A 22,663-nucleotide genomic window follows, 5' to 3' on the forward strand; every position below is an offset into this window, starting at 1 on the left:
ATGCCTGCGATCAAAGTTAGTTTTCCCGCAGGTCGCTACCATGCGACTCCCTGGGGGCATCATGTCAATGAAGGACAAATCGAATGGCCCCCCAGTCCCTGGCGACTGCTGCGGGCTCTAGTCGCCTGCGGATTTGCAACTCAACATTGGCGAGAAATTCCAGAGGCAGGCAGATCACTGATCTGCAAATTGGCTGATGTCTTGCCCAGCTATCGCCTGCCCTCCGCCAGTGCAGCGCATAGCCGCCATTACATGCCGGTTGGCACGCTGGATAAAGGACGAGAAAAGACTACTCTTGTTTTCGACACGTGGGCGAATATCGGCGATGACGACCTGGTGATTCACTGGGATTGCTCATTGACCGAAGACGAACGCTCGCTGTTCGGGAAACTTGTGGACTGCCTGGGTTACCTGGGGCGGAGCGAAAGCTGGATCGAAGCCGAGGTCCTGGACGACAACTTCATTGATTCGATCCAATTCACCGCCGTTCCGCACGAGCACGGGCAGCAGCGTGGGCGCGGCTGGGAACAGATTACGACCATTGCGCCCCTCCCAAACAACGACTATACCGCCTGGCGTGAACCGATCGTGGAGAATTTGCTGCGTGAGTTTCCGCTACCGGCAGGCAAGAAAAAGCCAACCGAAAAGTTGTTAAAGGATCGAGCAAAAACTGTACAACCTTATCCACTGGATATTCTCGAATGCCTGCAAAAAGATACGGCCTGGTGGAAGCAGCAGCGATGGAGCCAACCTCCCGGTTCGCAAAAGGTCGTCTACTGGCGACGATCCGATGCTCTGGAAGTCGGAGTACCCTATCGAATGAAGACCCCAGCAGTCCGACCAGTGACGACCATGTTACTGGCGATCACCAGTCCCAGCGGCAATAAGTCGGCGCTGCCGGCGGTGGCTCGCACTTTACCGCAGGCGGAACTATTGCACCGGGCGCTGGTTGGCTTGGTAGGCAAAGGGTCTAAGGTTGATTGCCCAGAGCTTACGGGCAAAGATAAACTGGGCCAGCCTCTGTCTGGGACTCATTCACATGCCCATATTCTTCCGGTTGATCTGGACTGCGACGGCCATCTGGATCATGTCGTTATTCATGCGCCCGTGGGGCTGGGCGATCTGGCTCAGCAGGCAATTCGATCCATGCGACGTACCTGGACGAAGGGCGGTGTCGGCGACATGCAACTGGCGCTGGTTGGATGCGGCGACCTGGATTCAATGCGATTGATTCCCGAACCGCTGCTAGACCAGATTACGAATATCCTCGGGCCGCCTGGTGGATCGACGACCTGGGTGAGTTTGACCCCGTTTGTGCCTCCGCGATTTCAGAAAAAGCAGGGAAAGAATTCCTTGCCGGGTCAGGTGAATGCGGAACTACAATCACGAGGTCTACCTGAGGCCGCGCATATCGAAGTGTTACCATGGGACAGCAATACGCTGCCCCTGCGCCATTTTGTACGCTGTCGCATCGGAAATCCGCCACCCACGGATGTCGGATACCCGTTGCAGATTCGATTTAGTGAACCGGTTGTACCTATGCGTCCTATCGCACTTGGTTACGCCAGCCATTTTGGGTTGGGTTTGTTTGCGGCTGGCGGATTTGGATCGGAAGGATCGGTCGAATGAGTCGGATCAGACGTATCTAGATCAGACGGGTGAGACTGATCTGTCAAAACCGGAGAGCACAAGCCTGGCACGGATTCGCAAAAGCGGTGGTTATCGGAAATTGGCGTGTTTCAAACGACAACGATCATCTACGATGCGACGGTGTGGTTCTGCGAAAAATTTCTGGATGACCGCAAAACGCGGACGTGGACCAAATGGTTCAGGCGGCACGGTCGGGTCGCCAGAACATCTCCGAAGGAAGTCGGGCCAGCGCGACGTCGTCGCAGACCGAATTACGATTGATTAACGTCGCCCGGTCCAGCTTGGAGGAATTGCTGCTGGATTATGAGGATTACCTGCGGCATCGGCGCTTGCAGCAGCGGGAAGCCAGCAGCCCCGAAGCCACCGCCGTACGCAGCGTGGCGTCGCAGCGGAAGAAAGATCGGTCCGATCAGTCGGACCTGACCGACCTAACAGATCCACAAAGATGGTCGCTGTACTCCCAGTGGTTAGACAACGCAGATCCGACGGTTCGGGCCAATGCCGTGATTTGCTTGATCCACCAGGCCAATTATTTATTGGACCAGCAAATCGACGCGTTGGAACAACAGTTCATTGGCGAAAGAGGTTACAGTGAACAATTAGCAACGGCGCGATTGCAAAAACCGGCCGAATTGCGGTCGGGCCTGATGCAATCGCCGCAGTGAAAACCAAGGGGGGCTACCGATGGGGCTCAACCGCAACAACCGCCCCCCTGTCCGGTTTGTGGTGGGCTGATGTCGTTGCGTACCGCCAAAAGTGGTCGCAACGCGGGCGGTCAGTTTTGGGGCTGCACCGGTTATCCACAATACAAGGGAACATCTCCGGTATGAGCCGTGCGACAAACGGCATCAGCCAGCCGCAGACTCCGGCGGCTGTGGACGCAATTTTGTCCAGACTTTCAGCCAACCGATGCGGATTGGCGCGGCAAAGGCGTAGTAGCAGAACACCACGGGCAAGGCCATCTCGCGGAAGACAAAAACCAGCAATAGTGCCAATAAGATTTTTAACAGCTTGGCTCGATTGCCACGCCCGCGCAAGAATTGATTGATGATGTGCGGATAGCGAATCCGCGAGATCATCAGGATGGCCACACACACCGTAATGAGGGGCAATAGCACCGCCAAGTGTGACAAAAAGTTGCTGGATGCCTGCTTTGTGCCGGCCAGGGCCGCTGGTCCGGTGATTACAACAGGACCGGTCAAGTGTTTCAAACCTTGAAGCCCGATCGGAAAGGCAGCGATTACTCCAGCGGCGGCCGGCGAGGGCAGTCCCTTAAAATAAGCGTGTGAGTCGGTCTCGTCGGTTTCGTTGTTGAATCGGGCTAGTCGCAGGATCGCACAAGTCATAAACATCACGGCGATCGACCATAACAGTCGTGGCGGATACTCAATCGGCAGTCGAGCGATACTGTCGATCAACCGATGATCGGGATGCATTAACCTGAGCATCAAGAAGGCGGGGGCGACGCCAAAGCTCACCACGTCGCAGAGGCTGTCTAAATGAGCCCCAAAATCGCTGGTCTGCTTGGTCAAGCGCGCTACGCTACCATCCAGGGCGTCGAACACCATGGCCATGAAAATCAACCCGGCAGATACAAACAGCAGTTCACCAGCCGATCGCGTGACGCCGGCGGTACTGGCCAGCAATTCGCCGCTGATATCTTCTGGTCCCACCATGGCAGCAAACGTAATGGCACCGAATCCGCACACCGCGTTGCCCAAGGTCAACAGTGTGGGCACCACGGCATAAACTTGCTGTCGAGGACGCGGTCCAAACAGAATGCGCCGGCGGCGTTGCTTCTTGGTTTCTAGTTCAAATTCGTTCATGCAATCAACTTATCGCTAACAAGACCGCCTAGCCACGGTCATTGTGAAAAACTCAATAGCACCGTCGAGCCCGCCTTGATCTTGTCCCCCTTTTGAACTCTCAACTCCAACCCAGGCTCGTCGGGCACAAGCAGTTCTGTCCGCGAACCCAGTTTAATCATGCCGAATTGTTGACCAGCTTCCAGCCGGTCATCGGGCTTAACCCAGCACACGATGCGCCGAGCAATGGCTCCCGTAATTTGCCGAACAATCATGGGGCGACAACCATCCCGCGACTCCAACATCAGTGCCACTTGTTCATTCTCGCGCGCCGATTCTGGGCGGAGAGCGTTAAGGTATTTGCCGGGCTGGTATTTCAATCCCACCACGCGGCAAGCCACAGGTGCACGATTGATATGCACATTGAAAATCGACAGGAAGATGCCGACTTTGACCGCCGGCCCACCAATGTACTCATCATAGTCTAAACGCTCGACGTCGGAGATCGTTCCGTCGGCGGGGGCGACAACGAGATGGGGAGCCTGGGGAATTTGGCGATTGGGATTGCGGAAAAACCAGACAATCAGCCCGGCAATCGCCGCCGAAGTTAATGTTACGAGCCAAGCCAACAGTGCCCAACCACCAGTCGCATTGACTGACCACAACAGGCTTAACAAGGTCAGCGACGAAAATCCGCCACCCAAAACCAACAACTCTGCCAGACCATCGCGGGCGAAAGGCAGTCGATCGCGCCAGGCAAAAGGATCATCTTCCGGCTTCCAGTAATAACCACCTTGATTGCGGTAGAACTTGGTATCGCGCGGATCGAGCACTGGATGCGGACAGACGTTGTATTGTCCCTGACGGCTGTGAGCCATTCGACGAACGTAGTCAGCGCGAAAGTTGGTGAGCCACCATCGACGCAACCTACCCCACCGCTGCTCCCAATGGATGATGATGCCGCCGCCGGGCTGAATATCTGTGATCTGCGGATCCATCGGCCAAGCCGGACGAGATTGGTAGCGCTGGTTTGACGCTAGTGACGGGGCGAGTTGATCGTGAGGCGACATGATTTTAATGACTGGTGTAATGCGGAAGTGTGACTGGCGGTTGCCGACTGCTACTGGCAGTGAACCCATTGACCCGACTGCGCGGACTGTTGCAGGCACTGGCAAATATGAATGGCATCGCGAGCATGCTGGACGCTCAGTCGCGGCTGGATCTGGCCCGATTTGATAGATGCAGCCATGTCTTCGATTTCAGCGCAAAAGCCTGAGACATCATCGCCACCGGGTAGTTCTGGATGTACCGCCGTGCCGTCCTGATGCAACACCGATAGCGGCAGGACTTCAACGCCGTGTGGCTGCACAGACAGTTCAAACTGCATTACCGCTTGTTGGCAATGCAATTCAAATCCATGGCAGAACGGGCGCGCTTGTTGATCGGTCACTCCACACGATGTAGCCACAAACACTCCCGGTTCGTCGAACTCCATCAGTGTATGACAGAATTTGACCAGCCCATTATGCATAGTCGCCGAGCAGACCACGCGGCGCGGCATGCCAAACAGCAGACAGATAAAGTGTGCGTCGTGAACATGCAAGTCGATCAGCGGCCCACCGACAGTGTCGGGATTATAAAAATCGGGAATCCAATCCGGCGGTGAGATGACGCGCTTCAAGTGGGCGCGCAGTGGACGACCATAGGTGCCTTGCTGAACCGCCTGATAGGCATACTGAAACTGGCCCATGTACGGCAAAACTTGAGCAACCAGCACGTGGCGCCCATACTTGTGCGCTGTCGCGAGAATCTGATCGCACTGATGCGTGTTCAAGCCCAGTGGCTTTTCGCAGAACACATGTTTACCTGCCTCTAGCGCGCGGCATGCGGCGGTGACATGCAGACTGGGAGGTAAACAGATATCGACGACATCGATATCTGGATCGCGCAGAATTTCGTCCAGCGTCTGATACACCTTCAACTGCGAAACATCAATCTGTTGGCCGGGTGGGCCAAAATTGCCTCGGATGCCACTCCAATCACCACTGCGTTTTTTGGCATCCCGTGAACAGAAGGCAGCCAACCGGGCACCGCTACTTCGCTGGTAGGCCAAGTAGTGCATCCATCCCATAAAGCCGACACCGACAATGGCTGATTTCAACATTGTGGAAACAATTCCCCAAAAGTGAACCGATGTAAAACATGAATTGTTTTATGAGTGGCTTTCAGCCAACTACCGTCCAGTGGGCTGCTGATCATCTACGCCTGGACACACTAGGCCTGCGGACACAATTCCAGGACAGCCGTCAATTCCAGATGTCCGTCGTAGATGGCTCGCCCCACGATGGCCGCGTGTGTTTGCATCTGGACCAGCCGTGAGATATCTTCCAGCGAACTAACGCCGCCCGAGCACACCACGGGGATGCTAGTCGCCTGTTGCATGATTTGCAGTTGCTGAAAATTCGGTCCCAACAACATGCCGTCGCGAGCGATATCGGTATAGACGATGGCGGCTATCTGCTGGGTCATGCCAGCGATATCGCGCGCCAAATCAACCGCGGAGACAGTCGATGTCTCCAACCAGCCGTCAGTGGCCACTAGCCCCTGGCGGGCATCGATTCCCAACACGAGTTGCTCAGGGTACTTGTCTGCCATCTCGGCAAACCAGTGCGGCTCGCGCAGCGCACGCGTACCGACGATGACTCGCCGAACCCCCAAGTCCAGCAGGCGAACAATGGCCGCTTCATCGCGGACTCCACCGCCGACCTGACAGATCAGACCGGTTTGAGTCACAATGTCGTGAATGACCTGACTGTTCACCAGGCTGCCGTCGCGGGCACCGTCCAGGTCGACCAAGTGCAGGTAGCGACTTCCAGCCGCCTGCCACCGTCGAGCCATAATGGTCGGATCATCGGCAAACACCGTTTCGCGATTGTAGTCGCCTTGTTGCAAGCGGACGCACTTGCCGCCCAACAGGTCGATGGCTGGCCAAATTTGCATGGGTCTGGACTGCGGTGAAAACTAGCGGTTTTTGCTGAGACAAATCACAATAGTGTCATTTTGTGAGCGGCGGTTATTGTAGACTCTCGGGCACCGACCTCCAAATCCAAATCAACTTCTGTGGACTTTGCAAACGAATGCCTTACGCACGGTTCCTTTTGCAGGATTTAAGTCACTTTCACGGCAGCGGGCCCAGGCACTGCGGCCCAACCATTTTAGAGACGGTTGTCCAAATGGCCTTTGATTCTGGCCTGTTTCCAATAAACTAGCGGACCTCACAGGGTCGCACCGGCCCAAATTCGGCGAATTTTACGGTTGTCTGTCGTTTCAAAATGATAAACCAACTCTTGCGCTACACGCGCGTGGTCTCCATTGTCGGGGACATTCTGACGGTTCGAGCCTCCGATGTCGGGCTCGGCGATCTGGCGATGGTGGAAAATCGCGACGGCCAGCAGTCGTTGGCACAAGTTGTCGAGCTGCAAAAGGAAGAGGTGTCGTTGCAAGTCTTTACTGGCGGCAAGGGACTTTCCAGCGAGTCCAAAGTAACCTTTCTGGGCCGATCGGTCGAAGTTCCACTTTCAGACAATATTATGGGGCGGATATTCGACGGCGTGGGGCGCGTGATCGATGGTGGTCCCAGGCTAGAAGACGAGCCCAAGGTCGAAGTCGGCGGCCCGTCGGTCAATCCAACTCTGCGAATAGTGCCTAAGAAATTCATCGAGACCAAAGTTCCGATGATCGATGTCTTCAACTGCCTGGTCGAAAGCCAGAAGATTCCGATCTTTTCGATCGCTGGCGAGCCCTACAACAAGCTGTTGGCGCGGATCGCAATTCAAGCCGACGCCGAGATCATCGTCTTTTGCGGGCTGGGTTTGATTTTCGACGACTACCACTTCTTCCGTAACACCTTTGAAAACGAAGGTGCGTTTGCCAAGACGGTCATGTTCGTCAATCAAGCGTCCGACCCCATCGTTGAACGCTTGCTGGCGCCGGACCTGGCGCTGAAGGTTGCCGAGCGATTCGCAGTCGAACAGAATCGGCGAGTGTTGGTACTGATGACCGACATGACCGCCTATGCCGACGCGCTCAAGGAAATTGGCGTGGCGATGGAGCGTGTGCCATCGAACCGTGGCTACATGGGCGATCTTTATAGCCAGTTGGCTATCCGCTATGAGCGCGCCTGCGATTACAAAGGCGCTGGATCGGTCACGATCATCACGGTAACGACCATGCCCGGCAACGATGTCACCCATCCTGTGCCCGACAATACCGGCTATATCACGGAAGGCCAGTTTTACTTGCATGGAGGCGTGATCGACCCGTTCGGCTCGTTATCGCGATTGAAGCAACAAGTCATCGGCTCGGTTACGCGCGAAGATCACTCGCAAGTCATGAACACCATGATTCGTTTCTACTCGGGTGCCAAGGACGCCGAGAAAAAGCAGCAAATGGCGTTTGATCTGTCGCCGCTGGATCACAAGTTGCTGAAGTTTGGCGAGCTGTTCAAATCACGATTTATGGACATCTCGGTGGCCCTGCCGCTGAACGACGCGCTAGACTTGTGCTGGCAGACAATGGCTGAATGTTTCGATCCACCTGAACTGTTGATGAAGGATCAGTTGATCGACAAGTATTTCCCCAAGAAGCTAGCGGCAGCAAACTGACCCCGAAGGTGAATCTCCTGCCATGGCCCTGGCGCTCAACAAAACCACGCTAAAACAACAGCGTGACCAACTGAAAACCTACAAGAAGTTTCTACCGTCGCTGGACCTCAAGCGGCAGCAGTTGTTGGCTGCGCTGAAAGTAGCCCGCGCCGAATTGGAACAGACCAACAGTGCCTACCATGAATTGGAGGCCAAGGTCGCGGAGTTCTATCCGCTCTTGGGTAGTTCGACCGTTCGCACACGCAATCTAGCCAGCCTGATTCGCGTGCGTTCGGTCGATTTGGGCAGCGAGAATCTGGTTGGTACGCAGTTGCCTGTTGCCCGCGAAGTTGGTTTCGACGCTGCCGAGTATTCTCGAATGGTCATGCCGTTTTGGGTCGACATGTTGATCGAAAATTTGCGGCGTATGGCCGAGCTGAATGTGCTGCGTCAGGTTCGCTCAGAACGCATCAAGCGACTGGACTATGCGGCTCGCAAAATTACGCAACGTGTCAACCTATTTGAAAAAGTACTGATCCCCAAGGCCCAGCAGAACATTCGTAAAGTCGTCATCTTCCTATCCGACCAAGAGCGCGCCGCCGTGGTTCGTTCGAAGATCGCCAAGAAGAAGAGCCTGGAAAAGCAGCACTAAGTAGAATTCCCGAGAACTCGCCCAATGGCCATCGTCAAATTAAAAAAGGTTACCCTGTATGGCATGTCTAGCCAGCGCGACAGCGTGCTAGATGGCTTACAACAGATGGGGTGTCTGCATTTGATCGACTTGCCGGGCCACGGCGGCAAGCCCTTGGATAGCGCCGAACGTCAACAGGTTCATGAAGCGATTGGCTATCTGCAAAGCTGCGCGATTCAGAATTCCAATCAACTCACCGAATATCCACACCATCAGAATTGTCTGGCCGTAGCCCGCGATGCGCTGGAGAATCAACAACGTCGCGATGCTCTGGACGACGAGCGCGAGCAGTTGTTACGGGCCATCGAGTTGGTCGAGCCGTGGGGCGAATTCCGCTTGCCGGACTTAAGCCAAACACACGATCTGCGACTGTGGTTCTATGCCCTCCCGCGTCGCCAGTTGAATGTATTGGACAGTCTAAATCTGCCTTGGCAACGCATTAGTGAAGATCAGCAATTCATATACGTGGTGGTGGTCAGTCCGAGCGAACCGTCGCTGCCCTTGAGCCGCGTTTCGCTGGATTCGCGACCGCTGTCGGAACTGCGCGAGCGTCTGGCCGCAGTCGACGAGGAGTTGGAGAAGCTGCAATGGGACCGAGCTGCACTGACGCGCAGTTTAAGCTTGCTGCAACGCGACTTGGCCGCGACCGATAACCAAATTGCCCACGCCGAGGCCGTGCTGCGTGTGGCTCAGGACGATCACGTTTTCGCGTTGCAAGGTTGGGCACCTCAAACGGCTTTGGAGGCCCTGCGCGATTACGCTCGTCGCAACCATCTGGCGCTCACGGAAGCCGCGCCCGGTCCCGACGAACAACCGCCGACACTGCTGAAGAATCCGGCGGTCGTCGCTGGTGCCGAAGGTGCGGTGACCTTCTACATGACTCCTGCATACCAAGCCTGGGATCCTACGTGGATCATGTACGGGTCGTTCACCTTGTTCTTTGCCATGATCATGTCGGATGCGGCTTATGGAGCCATTTTGGCGCTGGGTTTGGCATTTGTCTGGCCACGCCTGAGTGGCACGAAACAACTGCGCCACACCCGGCTATTGCTGCTGTCTTTGGTGGTTGCTTCCATTGTCTATGGTGTCGCGGCGGGCAGTTATTTCGGGGCGACTCCCGCTGCATTGGAGCGGTTTCAACTGAAGCTAGACGGACAGCCACTGGCCGGAAACAAGACAGCCATGATGTTGATCGCTTTGGGCATCGGCATCGCTCACCTGGGATTAGCAAACATCATTACCTTCATCCGAGGAGTAGGAACGTCACAGGCGCTGTGCCCCCTGGGTTGGGCGGTGGCGCTGATCGGTGGTTATTGTATGGGAGTCTTCAGTCAACCTGACAATCCCGGCGCGATATGGACCGGACAACTCCTGGGCCGCACTCCGGAGAGCTTTCAGCCGCTAGTCAAGCAACTCGGAATGTACGGACTGATTGGCGGTATGGGATTGGTGTTTTTGTTTAGTAGCTCGCGGCCGTTTTTCTCTGCCCGCCCGGCCGATTGGCTGTGGCGCGTGCTGGATGGGTTTATGGGGTTGACCAAGATTTCACAGGCGTTCGGCGACACCCTGAGCTATTTGCGACTGTTTGCGCTGGGCCTGGCCAGCGCGCAGTTGGCGGTGACGTTTAACGACTTGGCCATCGGCGTAAAAAACATGCCTGGGCTGGGTATCTTGTTGGCCGGATTGATTTTGATTATTGGACATGCAGTGAACATCGTGTTGGGAATTATGAGCGGCGTAGTCCATGGGCTGCGCTTGAACTGTATCGAGTTTTTCAATTGGAGCCTGACGGAAGAGGGCTATCCGTTCAAGCCATTTAACAAGAAGGTAGGTTAATTCATGGATCAGTTACTGGTATTGCTAGGTTGGATTGGAATGTTCGCTCCCACAGCGCTGGGCGCAGTGGGCAGCATTATAGGCTGTGCGCGAGCCGGACAGGCGGCCTGCGGGGCAATGCTGGATGTCGAAGGCGGGTATGGTCGATTGGTGGGCCTGTCGGCGCTGCCTTCCTCGCAGATGATTTACGGCATCGTGGTCATGTTTTCTTTGCAACGCCAGGTCACCGCTGAAAACGGAGCTGGTCTGTTCGGCATTGGCGTGCTGTGTGGAATGGCCCTGATGTTCAGCGCGATGTTTCAAGGATCGTGCTGTTCATCAGCCATCAACGTTTCCAAACATAAGCCAGAAATCTTCGGTCTGTCGGTGGCTCCTGCGGCCATCGTCGAAGGCTTTGCCGTGTTCGCTTTTATCTTTGCCCTAGTGCTCGCCGGTGGCATTCCCGGCGCTACCGAATAATTTTGAGGAGCTGAATTAAGTCATGGCAACCACCACCAAGAGCAACCTGCAAGCCAGCGGTGTTCAAGAGCTGATCAACCGCCTGCGTGACGAGGGCGTGGCTTCTGGACAAACCGAAGCTGAACGCCTGTTGTCCGAGGCGCGCGTCCAGTCGATGGAGCTGCTGGATCAGGCCAAGGCGGAGGCCGAGAGCATTCTGGCCAAAGCCCGCGCCGAAGCCGATTCAATCGTCACCAGTGGCCAACAGGCACTGAAACTGGCTAGTCGCGACGTCATATTGCGTCTGCGCGAAGCCTGCAACGACGAGTTTCGCGATCGCATCAAGCGGCTAGTCAAACACAAACTGACCGATAAGCAACTGCTGGAAAAGGTCATCCTGGAAATCGCCGCTAAGTCGCGTCCCGAAGCTGGCAAGCAAGTCAATTTATTGTTGTCTCCGGCCAACGTGTCGGCCGCAGAACTGTCGGCTGAAGTAGCCAAGCCCAAGCCAGGTTCGCTGGCCGAGTTTGTTCTGGGACTTTCCGCAGATGTGCTCCGCGAAGGATTGAGTTTTGACGTTTCGTCTGACCCCAGTCCCGGCGTACGCATTCAAATCGCCAATGACGACGTACAGCTGGATTTGACGGATGAAACCATCACCACGCTGCTGATGCAGTATCTGGTGCCGCGCTATCGTGAATTGCTCAATTAAGGTCACTCGATCGTGTCCAGCCGAGCCTACTACACGCTGATTGCCAGCTTGCCGCCACTGCCGCCCTACTTTGATGTGGAGCGGGCACCGATCTCGCGCGCTCGATTGTGGGAGCGACTAAAGATGCTGGCCGAAGATGATGCCGCTGTCGTTCAGCAGTGGGTCGACTTCGTCGTCTGGGATCAACAGTCGCTGGACTGTACCGACGAAGAGTTTGCCGCCCGGTTTGCGCAGATCATGGACGCGATCTCCAATCCAACCTTGCGACGGATGCTCGATATTCGCATGGACATTCGCACGTTGGTAGCCGCATTGCGCCACCGTCGCGCCGGATTGCCCGCCCCTCTGGGCGTGGGGGCTTCCCTTGAACACATACGCCGCAATTTCCATCATCCCGAATTCCAGTTGCAGGGCCGCTTTGACTGGATCGGACGCTTTGATGCGCTGCTTGAAGCCGGCGATGCAATGGGCGCTCAGCGACTATTGTTCGAGACCAACTATCGCATTTGGACTCGCATGAGCCAGAATTACACATTTTCGTTCGAGGCCGTGTTGCTGTACCTTGCTCGATGGGAAATCATCGATCGGTGGACTAGCAGCGATGCACAGGCTGGCCAAGAACGCTTTACATCTATGCTAACGGAGACTCTCGGTGAGTACGCTCATCTCTTCCAATAATACCAGCACGCGCGCCAACGTTATCGGCGTCAATGGCAACATTGTGACCATTGAAACCGATGGTGGGCCAATTATGAAAAATGAAGTGGCCTATGTGATTGTAGGCCAGGAGCGGCTGAAGTCCGAAGTGCTGCGGATCTACGGCCGCATCGCCGACTTGCAGGTTTTTGAAGAAACCCACGGCGTGCGCTGCGGAGATCAGGTTGAATTGACCGGTCAACTACTGTCGGTCAACTTGGGACCAGGCATGTTGGGCGTGATTTTTGACGGACTGCAGAATCCGCTGACTACATTGGCCCAGCGCGATGGATTCTTTCTTAGACGCGGCCAGGATGTCTATCCGCTGGACCGCGAGAGACGCTGGGATTTCAAACCGACGGTCAAGGCCGGTGATCGAGTTCGCGCCGGACAAGTCTTGGGCTCCGTGCAGGAACTGAATATTACTCACAAGATCATGGCTCCCTTTGACCTGGTGGGATCGGTCGAGATTTTGGAGGTCGCTTCCGGACCGATGACGGTCGAGCAGCAGGTGGTGATCGCCCGCGATGCTGCTGGCCGCGAACACTCTTGGACCATGGTGCAGACCTGGCCGGTCCGCCGCGCTGTGCCGGCAACGATGCTCAAGGATCGCACCGCCAAGCGACTGTTTCCCAACCAGCCGTTGACAACCACTATGCGGATCATCGACACCTTTTTCCCGATCGCCCGTGGTGGTACCGCCTGCATTCCCGGTCCCTTTGGCGCGGGCAAGACCGTCACACAGGGGTTGTTGGCTCGCTATTCAACGGTGGATGTAGTAGTGGTGGTAGCTTGCGGCGAGCGGGCGGGGGAAGTGGTGGAGACCATTCACGAATTCGGCATTATGGACGATCCGCGTACCGGCGGCAAACTGATGGATCGGACCATCGTGATCTGCAATACGTCGTCCATGCCCGTCGCTGCCCGCGAAGCCTCGATTTACACTGGGATCGCCATCGGCGAGTACTATCGTCAAATGGGATTAGATGTTTTGCTGTTGGCCGATTCGACGTCGCGCTGGGCACAGGCGATGCGCGAAACATCCGGACGCCTGGAAGAAATTCCCGGCGAAGAGGCATTTCCGGCGTACCTGGATTCAAGCATCAAGAGTGTTTACGAACGGGCCGGTGTGCTGCAGATGCCCGATGGCTCGACCGGCAGCCTGACACTGATTGGCAGCGTGTCCCCGGCTGGCGGAAATTTCGAGGAACCCGTCACACAATCGACGCTGGCCACCGTCAAATGCTTTTTAGGACTATCCTATGATCGGGCCTACAAGCGCTTTTATCCCGCTATCGACCCGTTGATTTCTTGGTCACGTTATCGCGAGCAATTGCAGTCTCACTTCGACAAACATATCGACCCAAATTGGACTGAGTCCGTAACGCAACTGCACAATCTGCTCCGCGAGGGCAACGACATTTTGCAGATGATGCAAGTCACCGGCGAGGAGGGCATTACCACCGAAGACTACGTGACCTATCAAAAAGCCCTGTTCCTGGACATGGTCTTCTTGCAGCAGGACGCATTTGACAAAGTCGACGTTACCGTTTCGCCCGCGCGGCAAAAAGAGATGTTTTTGCTGTGCAAGCGATTGATAGATCGGCACTACCAATTCCGCGACAAGCCGCAGGTATTGGACTTCTTCACCAAGCTCACTGGCCTCTTCAAAAACCTGAACTATTCGGCCAGCGACTCCGCCGATTATCGCAAATACCACAGCCAAATTGAAGAACTCGAACGCACCTACGTCGGCGGCCTACAGCCGGCGTGACGCTAACCAATATCCGGAGAAGATTTGACCGTTAGCATCAGTGGTGCTGACAGTTATACGTACTTCCGATACTGATGGTGGGTTGATGTCTGGCTTTAGTTTGAAAGACCATCTGTTTAATCGTTCGAAGGTCGAGTACCTGGCGGGCTTGTTTTGTTCGGCCGATTCTGCGTTTCCTTACCGGCGGTTCGTTGGTGGCGTCATGCGTCAGTTGCCTGAGCGGGAACTGAAACAGCGCATCGTGCTGATCGCAGAGAATCTAGAATCATGCTTGCCCACGAACTTCCGCCGGGCTGCAGCCATGATCGTTGCCGCCTTGCCACCTCCGCTGGATGAGCACCAGACGGATGATGACTTTGGGGATTTTATATTGGCACCGCTGGGCGAATTCGTTGTTCGCAACGGATTAGAGGCCCAACATTTCATGCTGTCGCTGGAGACCCTCAAGCACATCACCAAAAGGTTTTCGATGGAAGATGCTATGCGCTCCTTTCTACGCCAGTTTCCGGACGAAACATTGCTAGAACTGAAGCGCTGGACAGATGATGGCAACTATCACGTTCGCAGATTGGTTAGCGAGTCTACTCGGCCTTCGTTGCCCTGGTCCGGCAAAATTGGGTTGCCGGTCGAAGCGACCCTGCCGCTGCTGAACAAACTTCATGCTGACCGGACGCGCTATGTGACGCGTAGCGTGGCTAATCACCTGAACGACATTGCCAAGACGCACCCCGAATTGGTCGTGGAAACGCTGGCACATTGGCGGTCGCTGGCCAAGCAAGATCAAGCTGAATTGTCGTGGATGATGCGGCACGCGCTGCGAACACTAATCAAGCGCGGTCACCCCGGTTCACTCAAACTGTTGGGTTACAACCCCCAGCCGAAAGTTGACGTCAGCCACATCCGTCTGAAACAATCAATACTCCTTCCTGGACAGACGCTGGAGTTTTCTGTCAAACTCACGGCGCGACGGCCAGAGTCACTTGTGGTGGATTATTCAATCGACTTTCCAAAAGCCAACGGCAAGCGAACCACCAAGGTATTTAAAGCCGCCAAGTTGACGCTGCGCACCGGTGAATCACTGACGGTTATCAAGCGTCACAAATTGCTGGCCAAGGCGACTACTTTTCGTCTCTATCCCGGCCTGTACAAACTAACGATTCAAGTCAACGGCCAACCCAGTCAGGCGGTCCAGTTCAGCGTACAGTAATCAAGTTCGATGCATGGATTCAAAATTCTAGATCGAATCCAATCACAACTTGCCACGGGGCAATAATCTCACCTGATGCCGTATTGAGTTTCAATGACCATTGGTGATGATAAACCGCCAGGAGGAACTCAGGCAAGCGATTGGCGACTACGGCTAAGAGCACATGCGGCGTTTTGTCTGATTGCCTGCAAGGCCAATTCGGCTGTGTCGAATCAGAAATCAGATAGACAATGAGCGTTCCACCGCAGGTGGCTAAAAATTCCAACAGCGGGACAATTTATGAGCGATTCAAATTTAGCCGCAGAGCCGATGGCTAAAGAAGAATGCCAAACTTGCAAACGTCATCGCGAGAACTTCCAAGCAATCGGCTTGGGGGTTTTTGTCGTGTCTTTGTTTTCGTGTGGAACCCTGTGGATCGTGGCCATCCCTACGGGTATGGTACTGCTGCTGATTTCCATGATCAAATGCAAAAATTGCCGAGCACGCCGCAGGGGCAGAGACTTGCCGGATCAGTAGCCAGCGAATCTCTGACTTCTGTGTCGCTTACAAATCTACACATTGGCGGAGCAGACATGTTTGCTGCGCGGGCCCTTGATGGTCGAGCTGGGGTATTGGAGCACTTGAAAGCAAATCGGATCAAGTTGCCACCATGTCTGGATTCCCAGGCCGACGCGCTTGTAGCCATTCGATAATGCGCATTGCGGGTACTGTGGTAACGGTTGTTACTAGAGCCATGATCACCATCATGGTAAAAAGCGACTGCGAAATGATTCCCAAATCCAGCCCAACGCTCAGAACGACAAGCTCCATCAAACCGCGTGTATTCATCAGAGCGCCCAGCGATGCGGCGCTCCACCAGTCTAGCCCGTAGTACTTGGCAGCACACACGGTTCCACCAAATTTACCAAGCGTCGCGACAATGATAATCACTCCACAGGTCAGCCAGTCGGCCGCATTGCTCAGGAGCCCGATTTCTGTTCGCATGCCGGTTACTGCAAAGAAAGCAGGTAGTAATAAGATGGTCACAAAATCGTGTAGTTTGGCGCGATATTCACTGGAAATCACGCTATCGTGAGGAATTACGGCACCCACCAGAAACGCGCCAAAAATGGCATGGATGCCGATCGACTCGGTGATAAGTGTTGAAACTAGTACCGAGATCAAGATCCAAACTGTGGTCTTGGTGCTCGCCCCGCGGCTGGCGATGGACGCGATCCGTCCACCAAATCTTTGGGCAAGCACTAAGACCAAACCAATATAGCTAATCGCGAGTAGTGAGGTTCGAATCGCCCCAGACAGGTCAGACTGGGAGATTCCGGTAACCAGTGCCAACAGACACCAGGCACTCACGTCAGCCGCTGCGGCGCAACTGATGGCAATGACTCCTAAATCGGATTTCTCCATCCTGCGATCTGACAAAATGCGTGCTAAGACTGGGAACGCCGTGATCGCCATTGCGACACCCACAAACAGTGCGAAGCTAGTGAACGAAACTCCGGCTGGTGCTAAAGGTTCGTAAAGTTGCAATGCCAGACCTGAACCAAGTAGAAAAGGGACAAGAATACTAGCGTGTGAAATGGCGATGGTCGAATATGCCTTGGACTTAAAGGCACCTGGATTGAGTTCCAATCCAACCAGGAACATATAGAGTATCACTCCCAACTGAGCGATGATTCCCAGCATCGGCTCAATGGAGGCCGGCATGATGAACTGCATAGCTTCGTGCGAAAGCTTGCCAAGAACCGAAGGGCCGAGTGCGATACCCGCTAACATCTCGCCGATGACCGGCGGTTGACCAATTTTGACCAACATCCATCCGAACGTCCGTCCCAGAACAATGACTGCCAGTAAGGCCCCAAGCACATGCGGCAGGACATGTGCGGTCGGTGGGGCTGCCACTGTGTCTGTGTTTTGGAGGGTGGTGGTTGTACTCTGTACAGCCAAGGCTTCGCCGATGGATCGAATTACCACAAAGATTCCCATTCCGACTCCGACCATCAGTAGATAGCCGAGCACATGGTGAAATCTGCTGTGATCAGCAGGACGGCGAACTTGCTCTTGCATGGGCGTCGAACGAACTCCAGTCACGATTTCCGTCGGGAAGACTAGGGCATCTGGCCCTCGGGAAGATAAAGCTCGTTGGCCTTGTCGAGCGTTTGTTCGCAAGGCGTGCCGGCCTGCCATCCGACCGGAGCTTGTTTGCCAGCAGCGTACAATGACTCCATCGGTTGCCAGACAACATCCACTTTGTCGGTAAACAGATCGCCGATCAGCAAGTCGGTGATCTTTCCGCGCAGCTCCGGAAAATTTTTCACAAAATTGCCAAAGTTGAATCCGTCATAATATTCGCATACCAAGCGTCGCATGCGGTCGATGCCCTGATTGAGCAGCGGACCCCACTTGCCGAGCTGAGCCTGTGATGTGTCGCCCGTTTTAAGCCCTTCGCAGATGGCATCGGCGGCCATCTCGCCCGATTTTAGCGCCAGCATGACACCAGACGAGTAGAGTGGATCTAGGAAGCCAAAGGCGTCACCGATCGTCACCCAACCGTCTCCTGACCATCGGGTAGCGCGATACGAATAGTCCTTGGTAGCAAAGTAGCCCGTGAGGCGAGTGGCGGACTTGAGTCGTTCCTGCACCGCTGGGCATTTCTGGACCTCTTCGTTAAACGTTTGTTCATGACTGCCGCGTCCTTTGAACAAATAGTCAAAGGGGGCCACCACGCCTAAGCTCAGTCGATCGTCATGCAGTGGAATGTTCCAGAACCAACCTAGTTTGTTGGGTGTTTGAATGACCACGGTGGCCCCTTCATCCTTGCCCGAATCTCGATAGGCACCTTGGAAATAAGTCCAGATCGCGCCCTTATTAAGTACCGGATCCCACACGCGAAGCTTGAATTTGTTCTGCAACAATCCGCTTTGCCCACTGGCGTCCACGACTACGCGGCAGGGCACCTGCTGCACTGTGCCATCATGCAGCCGAATCTTCACCCCCACGGCTCGATCTTGTTCGAACAGCACATCCAGCACTCGCACTTGCTCATGTGCGGCCACTCCGTGTTCACGAGCGTTGTCGAGCATCAGCTGATCGAATTCGCTGCGGACAACCTGCCAGGTTTGCGAACATTCGTGAGGCTTGTTGTCCCAGAAGTAGAACGGAGCGGAAGTCTTGCCGGTAGAATTCACAAATTGCACTGAGTACTTTTTGACGAAGCGGCTGTTCTGCAACTTGGGTAGCATATTGAGCCGCTTGAGTACCCAGTAAGTCTCCGGGATCAACGATTCGCCGATATGAAACCTGGGGAACTTGTCACGCTCGAATAACTGCACTCGAAATCCCTGTTGTGCGATCAACGTCGCAGCAGTTGCTCCGGCCGGACCGCCACCGATAACGACAACGTCGATTGCGGAATCTGTAATCTGCATATGGCCTCCTCAGTGGGCGAGTCAGGAATGATTGTTCAACAAAAATTGTTCAATAAAAAATGCGTAGCCTGAAATTCATCGCCAACTGCTGGACTGATCTTCATGAGGCTGACGTACAGCGCGCAGCAATTGAATCAACTGCTTGAGTTTAGCTGCCGAGAGGTGCCCCAATTGACGCACGTGGCAGTCGTGCAGCGGTTGAGCAATTTGATCCAGCAGAATTGAACCACTGTCGGTAATACCAACCTGCACTACGCGGCGATTCTCTAGCGGCCGATCGCGCACGATCAAACCCCGATCCTCGAGTTTGTCGAGCATACGAGTAATATCCGGTGCCCGCGAAACCAATCGTTCTGCCAGAGAGAGCGTCTGCAGCATGTTTGGCCGGACAGCTCGCAGTAATCTCAGCAAATTGTATTGCTGGCTGGTCAGTCCAAATTGCTCGAACAATTCTGTTTCGTGCGACTTCAGGCACTCAAATGTTCGCCACAGGTTGAGGAACACTTCCTGCTCGAGCGAATCAAACTTTGGTGCTTTGCGAGTCGTCTTCGACTTGCTGGCCTGCGTCAATTTCAACTCCCGCGACTGGAACATGGCATGTGAGGAGCAGCATGGATCGTGATTTTACCCAGTCAAACAACTGTTGTCCAGACAAGTATTTGACTTTTCAGCGTCAGCGGCAGTGCGCCATTGGTTGGATTGCTGGATAGCTGCTGGGTACACCGGAAAGCTACTCGGAGATGGAAATTGACTGGCGGCGTGAAACAGTGCTCACGCTAATGTCATCCTATGACATCTGGCAAAAATCCACGGGCGGCATGCAAATGCTGGCATGGCGTGTGAGCCACTGGTAGGCTGACCGCAGCGAGACCTTGTGACATGGACGATGTGGATCGGTTACAATGCAGCCGCCAGCCAGGTCGATTAACCATGAAGTCCACGCTCTGGCGAGCCTAGCTCCGCGTGAACTTGCCCGGTGGATGCATAATACAGTCCACGCTTCGGCGAGCGTAGCGACATGGCATGGCTATAGACTTAAAGGGACACTCTTAACCGTCGCGTGCTTTCATGAACTTCAAATTCACTACTATCGGTCTCGCGTTATTCACAATGGTCACTGCCAATTCGCAATCAGCAATCGCCCTGGAGCAGACTCCCCTGCTGGATCGACAGTTGTTTTTCGGGAACCCGCAAATCTCTGGCGGACAACTGAGCCCCGATGGTCGGTTCTTGTCGTTTATGAAAGCCTACAACGGCATCATGAATGTCTGGGTAAAAGGGCTGGAAGAACCCTTCGAGGCAGCTCGACCGCTGACCGACAGCAAACGACCTCTGTACGGCTACGCCTGGACCGAGGACGGTCGTTACATTTTGTACGTCAAAGACAAAGATGGCGACGAGAATATGAATTTGTATGCTGTCGATCCGGCAGCTACAGTCGCCACTGGTCAGAGCGTACCCGAATCGCGGAATCTGACACCGCTGGAAGAGGTAACGGCACAGATCGTGCACATCAGCCAACGCAATCCCGATCTGATGTGGGTCGGGTTGAACCACCGCGATAAGGCCTGGCACGATCTGTATCGACTGGAGATTTCAACCGGCCAGCAAACACTGGTGTACGAGAACCAGGATCGCATCACCGGCTACGAGTTCGATTGGGATGACAATCTGCGACTGGTGAGCCGCACGGATGAGAAGGGCAACACGACACTTCTGCGGAAAGATGACGACCAACTGGTGCCGATCTATGAGACGCTGGTTACCGAAAGTGCTGCCGTGGTTGGTTGGGACCCAACCAACCAGAATCTGTATCTGGAGACCAACAAAGGCGAACTGGACCTATCCACGCTGTTTTTGATGAACCCCAAGACCAAAGAGTTGACGCTGCTGGAGAGCGATCCGCTGGGGCGAGTCGATTTTGGGGAACTGCGACTGGATCGCAACACGCGGGAGATTCTGTCCACCTCCTACACCGACGATAAGACTCGTATCTACTGGAAGAACAAGCAGTGGGAGGAGAATTACAAATTCCTACAGGAACAGTTCCCCGGGCGCGAGATCACGCTCCAAAGTGCGACCAACGACTACAGCCGAATTTTGATCGCTATCCACGGAGACAAATACGCTGCCGAAGCCTGGCTGTATGACACGCGCTCGCGCCAGTTGACTCATCAGTACACGCCGCGCCCCGAACTGAAAGAGGTCGAACAGCATCTGGCCGCCATGACGCCAGTGCGTTACGCAAGCAGCGATGGTTTGGAAATTCCGGGGTACCTGACGCTACCGGTCGGCGTCCAGCCCAAGCAGTTGCCGGTGGTAGTGCTGGTCCATGGTGGACCCAAAGGTCCTCGCGACAGTTGGGGCTACAATCCAGAAGCTCAGTTCCTGGCCAATCGCGGTTACGCTGTGTTGCAACCCAATTTCCGTGCCAGTGGGGGCTACGGCAAGAAATTTTTAAACGCGGGCGACCTGCAGTGGGGCAAGCTGATGCAGGATGACATTACCTGGGGCGTCAAGTATTTAATCGCCCAAGGCATCGCCGATCCGGCTCGCGTGGCCATCATGGGCGGCAGCTACGGCGGCTATGCGACGCTGGCCGGATTGGCCTTCACCCCCGATCTGTATGCCTGCGGCGTAGACATTGTTGGCCCTAGCAATATCGCGACCCTGCTGGATTCTATCCCAGCCTACTGGGAATCGGGCCGCGCGTTCCTGTATGGCATGGTGGGGGACCCGAATACCGACGAAGGCAAGAAGCTGATTCGCCAGGCTAGCCCGCTGTTCAGCGCCGAAAAAATTCGTAGGCCGCTGCTGATCATCCAAGGTGCCAATGATCCGCGCGTCAAACAAGCCGAATCCGACCAGATTGTCATCGCCCTGCGCGATCGTGGACATGATGTCAGCTACCTGTTGGCCGAAGACGAAGGTCACGGATTTGCCAAACCCGTCAATCGCATGGCCATGTATGCTGAAGCTGAACGATTTCTGGCCGAAAAATTGGGCGGACGTTACGACGCAGTCATGCCCGACGATGTCGCCAAGCGATTGCAAGAACTGCGCGTGGACATCAGCCAAGTCACGTACGTCAACCCTGACGATGTGATGGTCGATCCGCAGATGCCCAAGCTGAATGTCGCGCTGAAAGCCGGTTCCAGCAATTGGGATGTCAAGCTGGCCGTGCAAGGCCAAGAGATTCCGATGAAGGCACACAGCTCGGTCGCCAGCGAAAAGGGCCAATGGATCATTACCGAGACGATCACAGGTCCGTTCGGCACACTGGAATCGACCGGTACCTATTCCGATCAACTGGCACCGATCAGCCGACTGTACAAGCAGCCTCCCACGACGGTAAAAGCAGAATACAGTCCGGGCAAGGTCCAAGTGCATATCGACGACAAGCCTTACGCGTTGGAATACACCGGCGCGCTGCTGTGTGACGGTCCGGGTCTGGAAGCCATCGTCCAGAGCCTGCCGCTAACGGAAGACTACGAATTGGTAGCCAACGTTGTCGACCTGAGCGGACCCAAGATCGAGCCTTATCGGCTGAAAGTTCATGGGCTTGAAAAAGTCGGCCAACGACCATTGCTGAAAGTGATCCTCAGCTCCCTGCCCAATCCCGCGCAACGCATCACGTTGTGGCTCGATCCCCAAACCCAGGCCACACAGCGCAGCGAGCAGGTGCTACCTGCCATGGGCAACGCCGTGCTGAGCAAGCAGTTGTTGCCGTAATGCGTTTCGTAGAGCGGCACCACCGGGTGCCAGTGCGAGGGAGAAGCTATTGTC

At 55.0% G+C, this 22,663-nt stretch carries 18 protein-coding genes; 11 read left to right on the forward strand and 7 right to left on the reverse strand.

What is annotated here, in order from left to right:
• Together cas5u6u and KF752_16785 are read left to right on the forward strand one after the other, a co-directional pair.
• Positions 1–1,629, forward strand: coding sequence for a type I-U CRISPR-associated protein Cas5/Cas6 (gene cas5u6u / locus KF752_16780; GenBank protein ID MBX3423214.1), 1,629 nt, complete (start codon positions 1–3; stop codon positions 1,627–1,629).
• Between the two features lie 185 nt (positions 1,630–1,814).
• A complete protein-coding gene (locus KF752_16785) occupies positions 1,815–2,315 on the forward strand; it encodes a four helix bundle suffix domain-containing protein (GenBank protein MBX3423215.1) in 501 nt (166 codons plus the stop codon).
• Between the two features lie 183 nt (positions 2,316–2,498).
• On the opposite strand, the gene KF752_16790 is transcribed toward KF752_16785, so the two are convergent.
• From KF752_16790 to hisA, 4 genes are all read right to left on the reverse strand, one after another.
• Positions 2,499–3,476 (reverse strand): CDP-alcohol phosphatidyltransferase family protein, encoded by a 978-nt coding sequence (locus KF752_16790; GenBank protein ID MBX3423216.1) that lies wholly within the window; start codon positions 3,474–3,476, stop codon positions 2,499–2,501.
• A 38-nt stretch (positions 3,477–3,514) separates the two neighbouring features.
• Positions 3,515–4,525: a phosphatidylserine decarboxylase family protein gene (locus KF752_16795; protein MBX3423217.1), complete on the reverse strand. Its 1,011-nt coding sequence runs from the start codon at positions 4,523–4,525 to the stop codon at positions 3,515–3,517.
• A 50-nt stretch (positions 4,526–4,575) separates the two neighbouring features.
• Positions 4,576–5,619, reverse strand: a complete 1,044-nt coding sequence (locus KF752_16800) for a Gfo/Idh/MocA family oxidoreductase (protein ID MBX3423218.1) — start codon at positions 5,617–5,619, stop codon at positions 4,576–4,578.
• A gap of 110 nt (positions 5,620–5,729) precedes the next feature.
• Positions 5,730–6,455 (reverse strand): 1-(5-phosphoribosyl)-5-[(5-phosphoribosylamino)methylideneamino]imidazole-4-carboxamide isomerase, encoded by a 726-nt coding sequence (hisA, locus tag KF752_16805; protein MBX3423219.1) that lies wholly within the window; start codon positions 6,453–6,455, stop codon positions 5,730–5,732.
• 332 nt (positions 6,456–6,787) lie between these two features.
• On the opposite strand from hisA, the gene KF752_16810 reads away from it, so the two are divergent.
• From KF752_16810 to KF752_16845, 8 genes are all read left to right on the forward strand, one after another.
• Positions 6,788–8,119: a V-type ATP synthase subunit B gene (locus KF752_16810; GenBank protein ID MBX3423220.1), complete on the forward strand. Its 1,332-nt coding sequence runs from the start codon at positions 6,788–6,790 to the stop codon at positions 8,117–8,119.
• Positions 8,120–8,141: 22 nt separating this feature from the next.
• Entirely contained in the window at positions 8,142–8,750 is a 609-nt protein-coding gene (locus KF752_16815; protein MBX3423221.1) for a V-type ATP synthase subunit D, read from the forward strand.
• 24 nt (positions 8,751–8,774) lie between these two features.
• Positions 8,775–10,625 (forward strand): V-type ATP synthase subunit I, encoded by a 1,851-nt coding sequence (locus KF752_16820; protein MBX3423222.1) that lies wholly within the window; start codon positions 8,775–8,777, stop codon positions 10,623–10,625.
• 3 nt (positions 10,626–10,628) lie between these two features.
• Entirely contained in the window at positions 10,629–11,084 is a 456-nt protein-coding gene (locus tag KF752_16825) for an ATP synthase subunit C (protein MBX3423223.1), read from the forward strand.
• A 22-nt stretch (positions 11,085–11,106) separates the two neighbouring features.
• Complete coding sequence (locus KF752_16830) at positions 11,107–11,775, forward strand: hypothetical protein (GenBank protein MBX3423224.1); 669 nt, start codon at positions 11,107–11,109, stop codon at positions 11,773–11,775.
• A 12-nt stretch (positions 11,776–11,787) separates the two neighbouring features.
• A complete protein-coding gene (locus KF752_16835; protein MBX3423225.1) occupies positions 11,788–12,453 on the forward strand; it encodes a DUF2764 family protein in 666 nt (221 codons plus the stop codon).
• Complete coding sequence (locus tag KF752_16840) at positions 12,440–14,245, forward strand: V-type ATP synthase subunit A (GenBank protein MBX3423226.1); 1,806 nt, start codon at positions 12,440–12,442, stop codon at positions 14,243–14,245. The genes KF752_16835 and KF752_16840 overlap by 14 nt, the downstream gene beginning before the upstream one ends.
• A gap of 85 nt (positions 14,246–14,330) precedes the next feature.
• Positions 14,331–15,452, forward strand: coding sequence for a DNA alkylation repair protein (locus KF752_16845; GenBank protein ID MBX3423227.1), 1,122 nt, complete (start codon positions 14,331–14,333; stop codon positions 15,450–15,452).
• Positions 15,453–16,088: 636 nt separating this feature from the next.
• Here KF752_16845 and KF752_16850 read toward each other — a convergent pair.
• The 3 genes from KF752_16850 to KF752_16860 all read right to left on the reverse strand — a co-directional run bounded on the left by KF752_16850 (position 16,089) and on the right by KF752_16860 (position 19,471).
• A complete protein-coding gene (locus KF752_16850) occupies positions 16,089–17,516 on the reverse strand; it encodes a cation:proton antiporter (GenBank protein MBX3423228.1) in 1,428 nt (475 codons plus the stop codon).
• Between the two features lie 41 nt (positions 17,517–17,557).
• A complete protein-coding gene (locus KF752_16855) occupies positions 17,558–18,877 on the reverse strand; it encodes a tryptophan 7-halogenase (protein MBX3423229.1) in 1,320 nt (439 codons plus the stop codon).
• Positions 18,878–18,952: 75 nt separating this feature from the next.
• Positions 18,953–19,471: a MarR family transcriptional regulator gene (locus KF752_16860; GenBank protein MBX3423230.1), complete on the reverse strand. Its 519-nt coding sequence runs from the start codon at positions 19,469–19,471 to the stop codon at positions 18,953–18,955.
• Between the two features lie 516 nt (positions 19,472–19,987).
• Between KF752_16860 and KF752_16865 the strand changes: the two genes are divergently transcribed.
• Positions 19,988–22,609 (forward strand): S9 family peptidase, encoded by a 2,622-nt coding sequence (locus KF752_16865; GenBank protein MBX3423231.1) that lies wholly within the window; start codon positions 19,988–19,990, stop codon positions 22,607–22,609.
• Positions 22,610–22,663: the final 54 nt, after the last annotated feature.

It is taken from the genome of Pirellulaceae bacterium (assembly GCA_019636385.1).
Lineage (GTDB): Bacteria > Planctomycetota > Planctomycetia > Pirellulales > Pirellulaceae > Aureliella.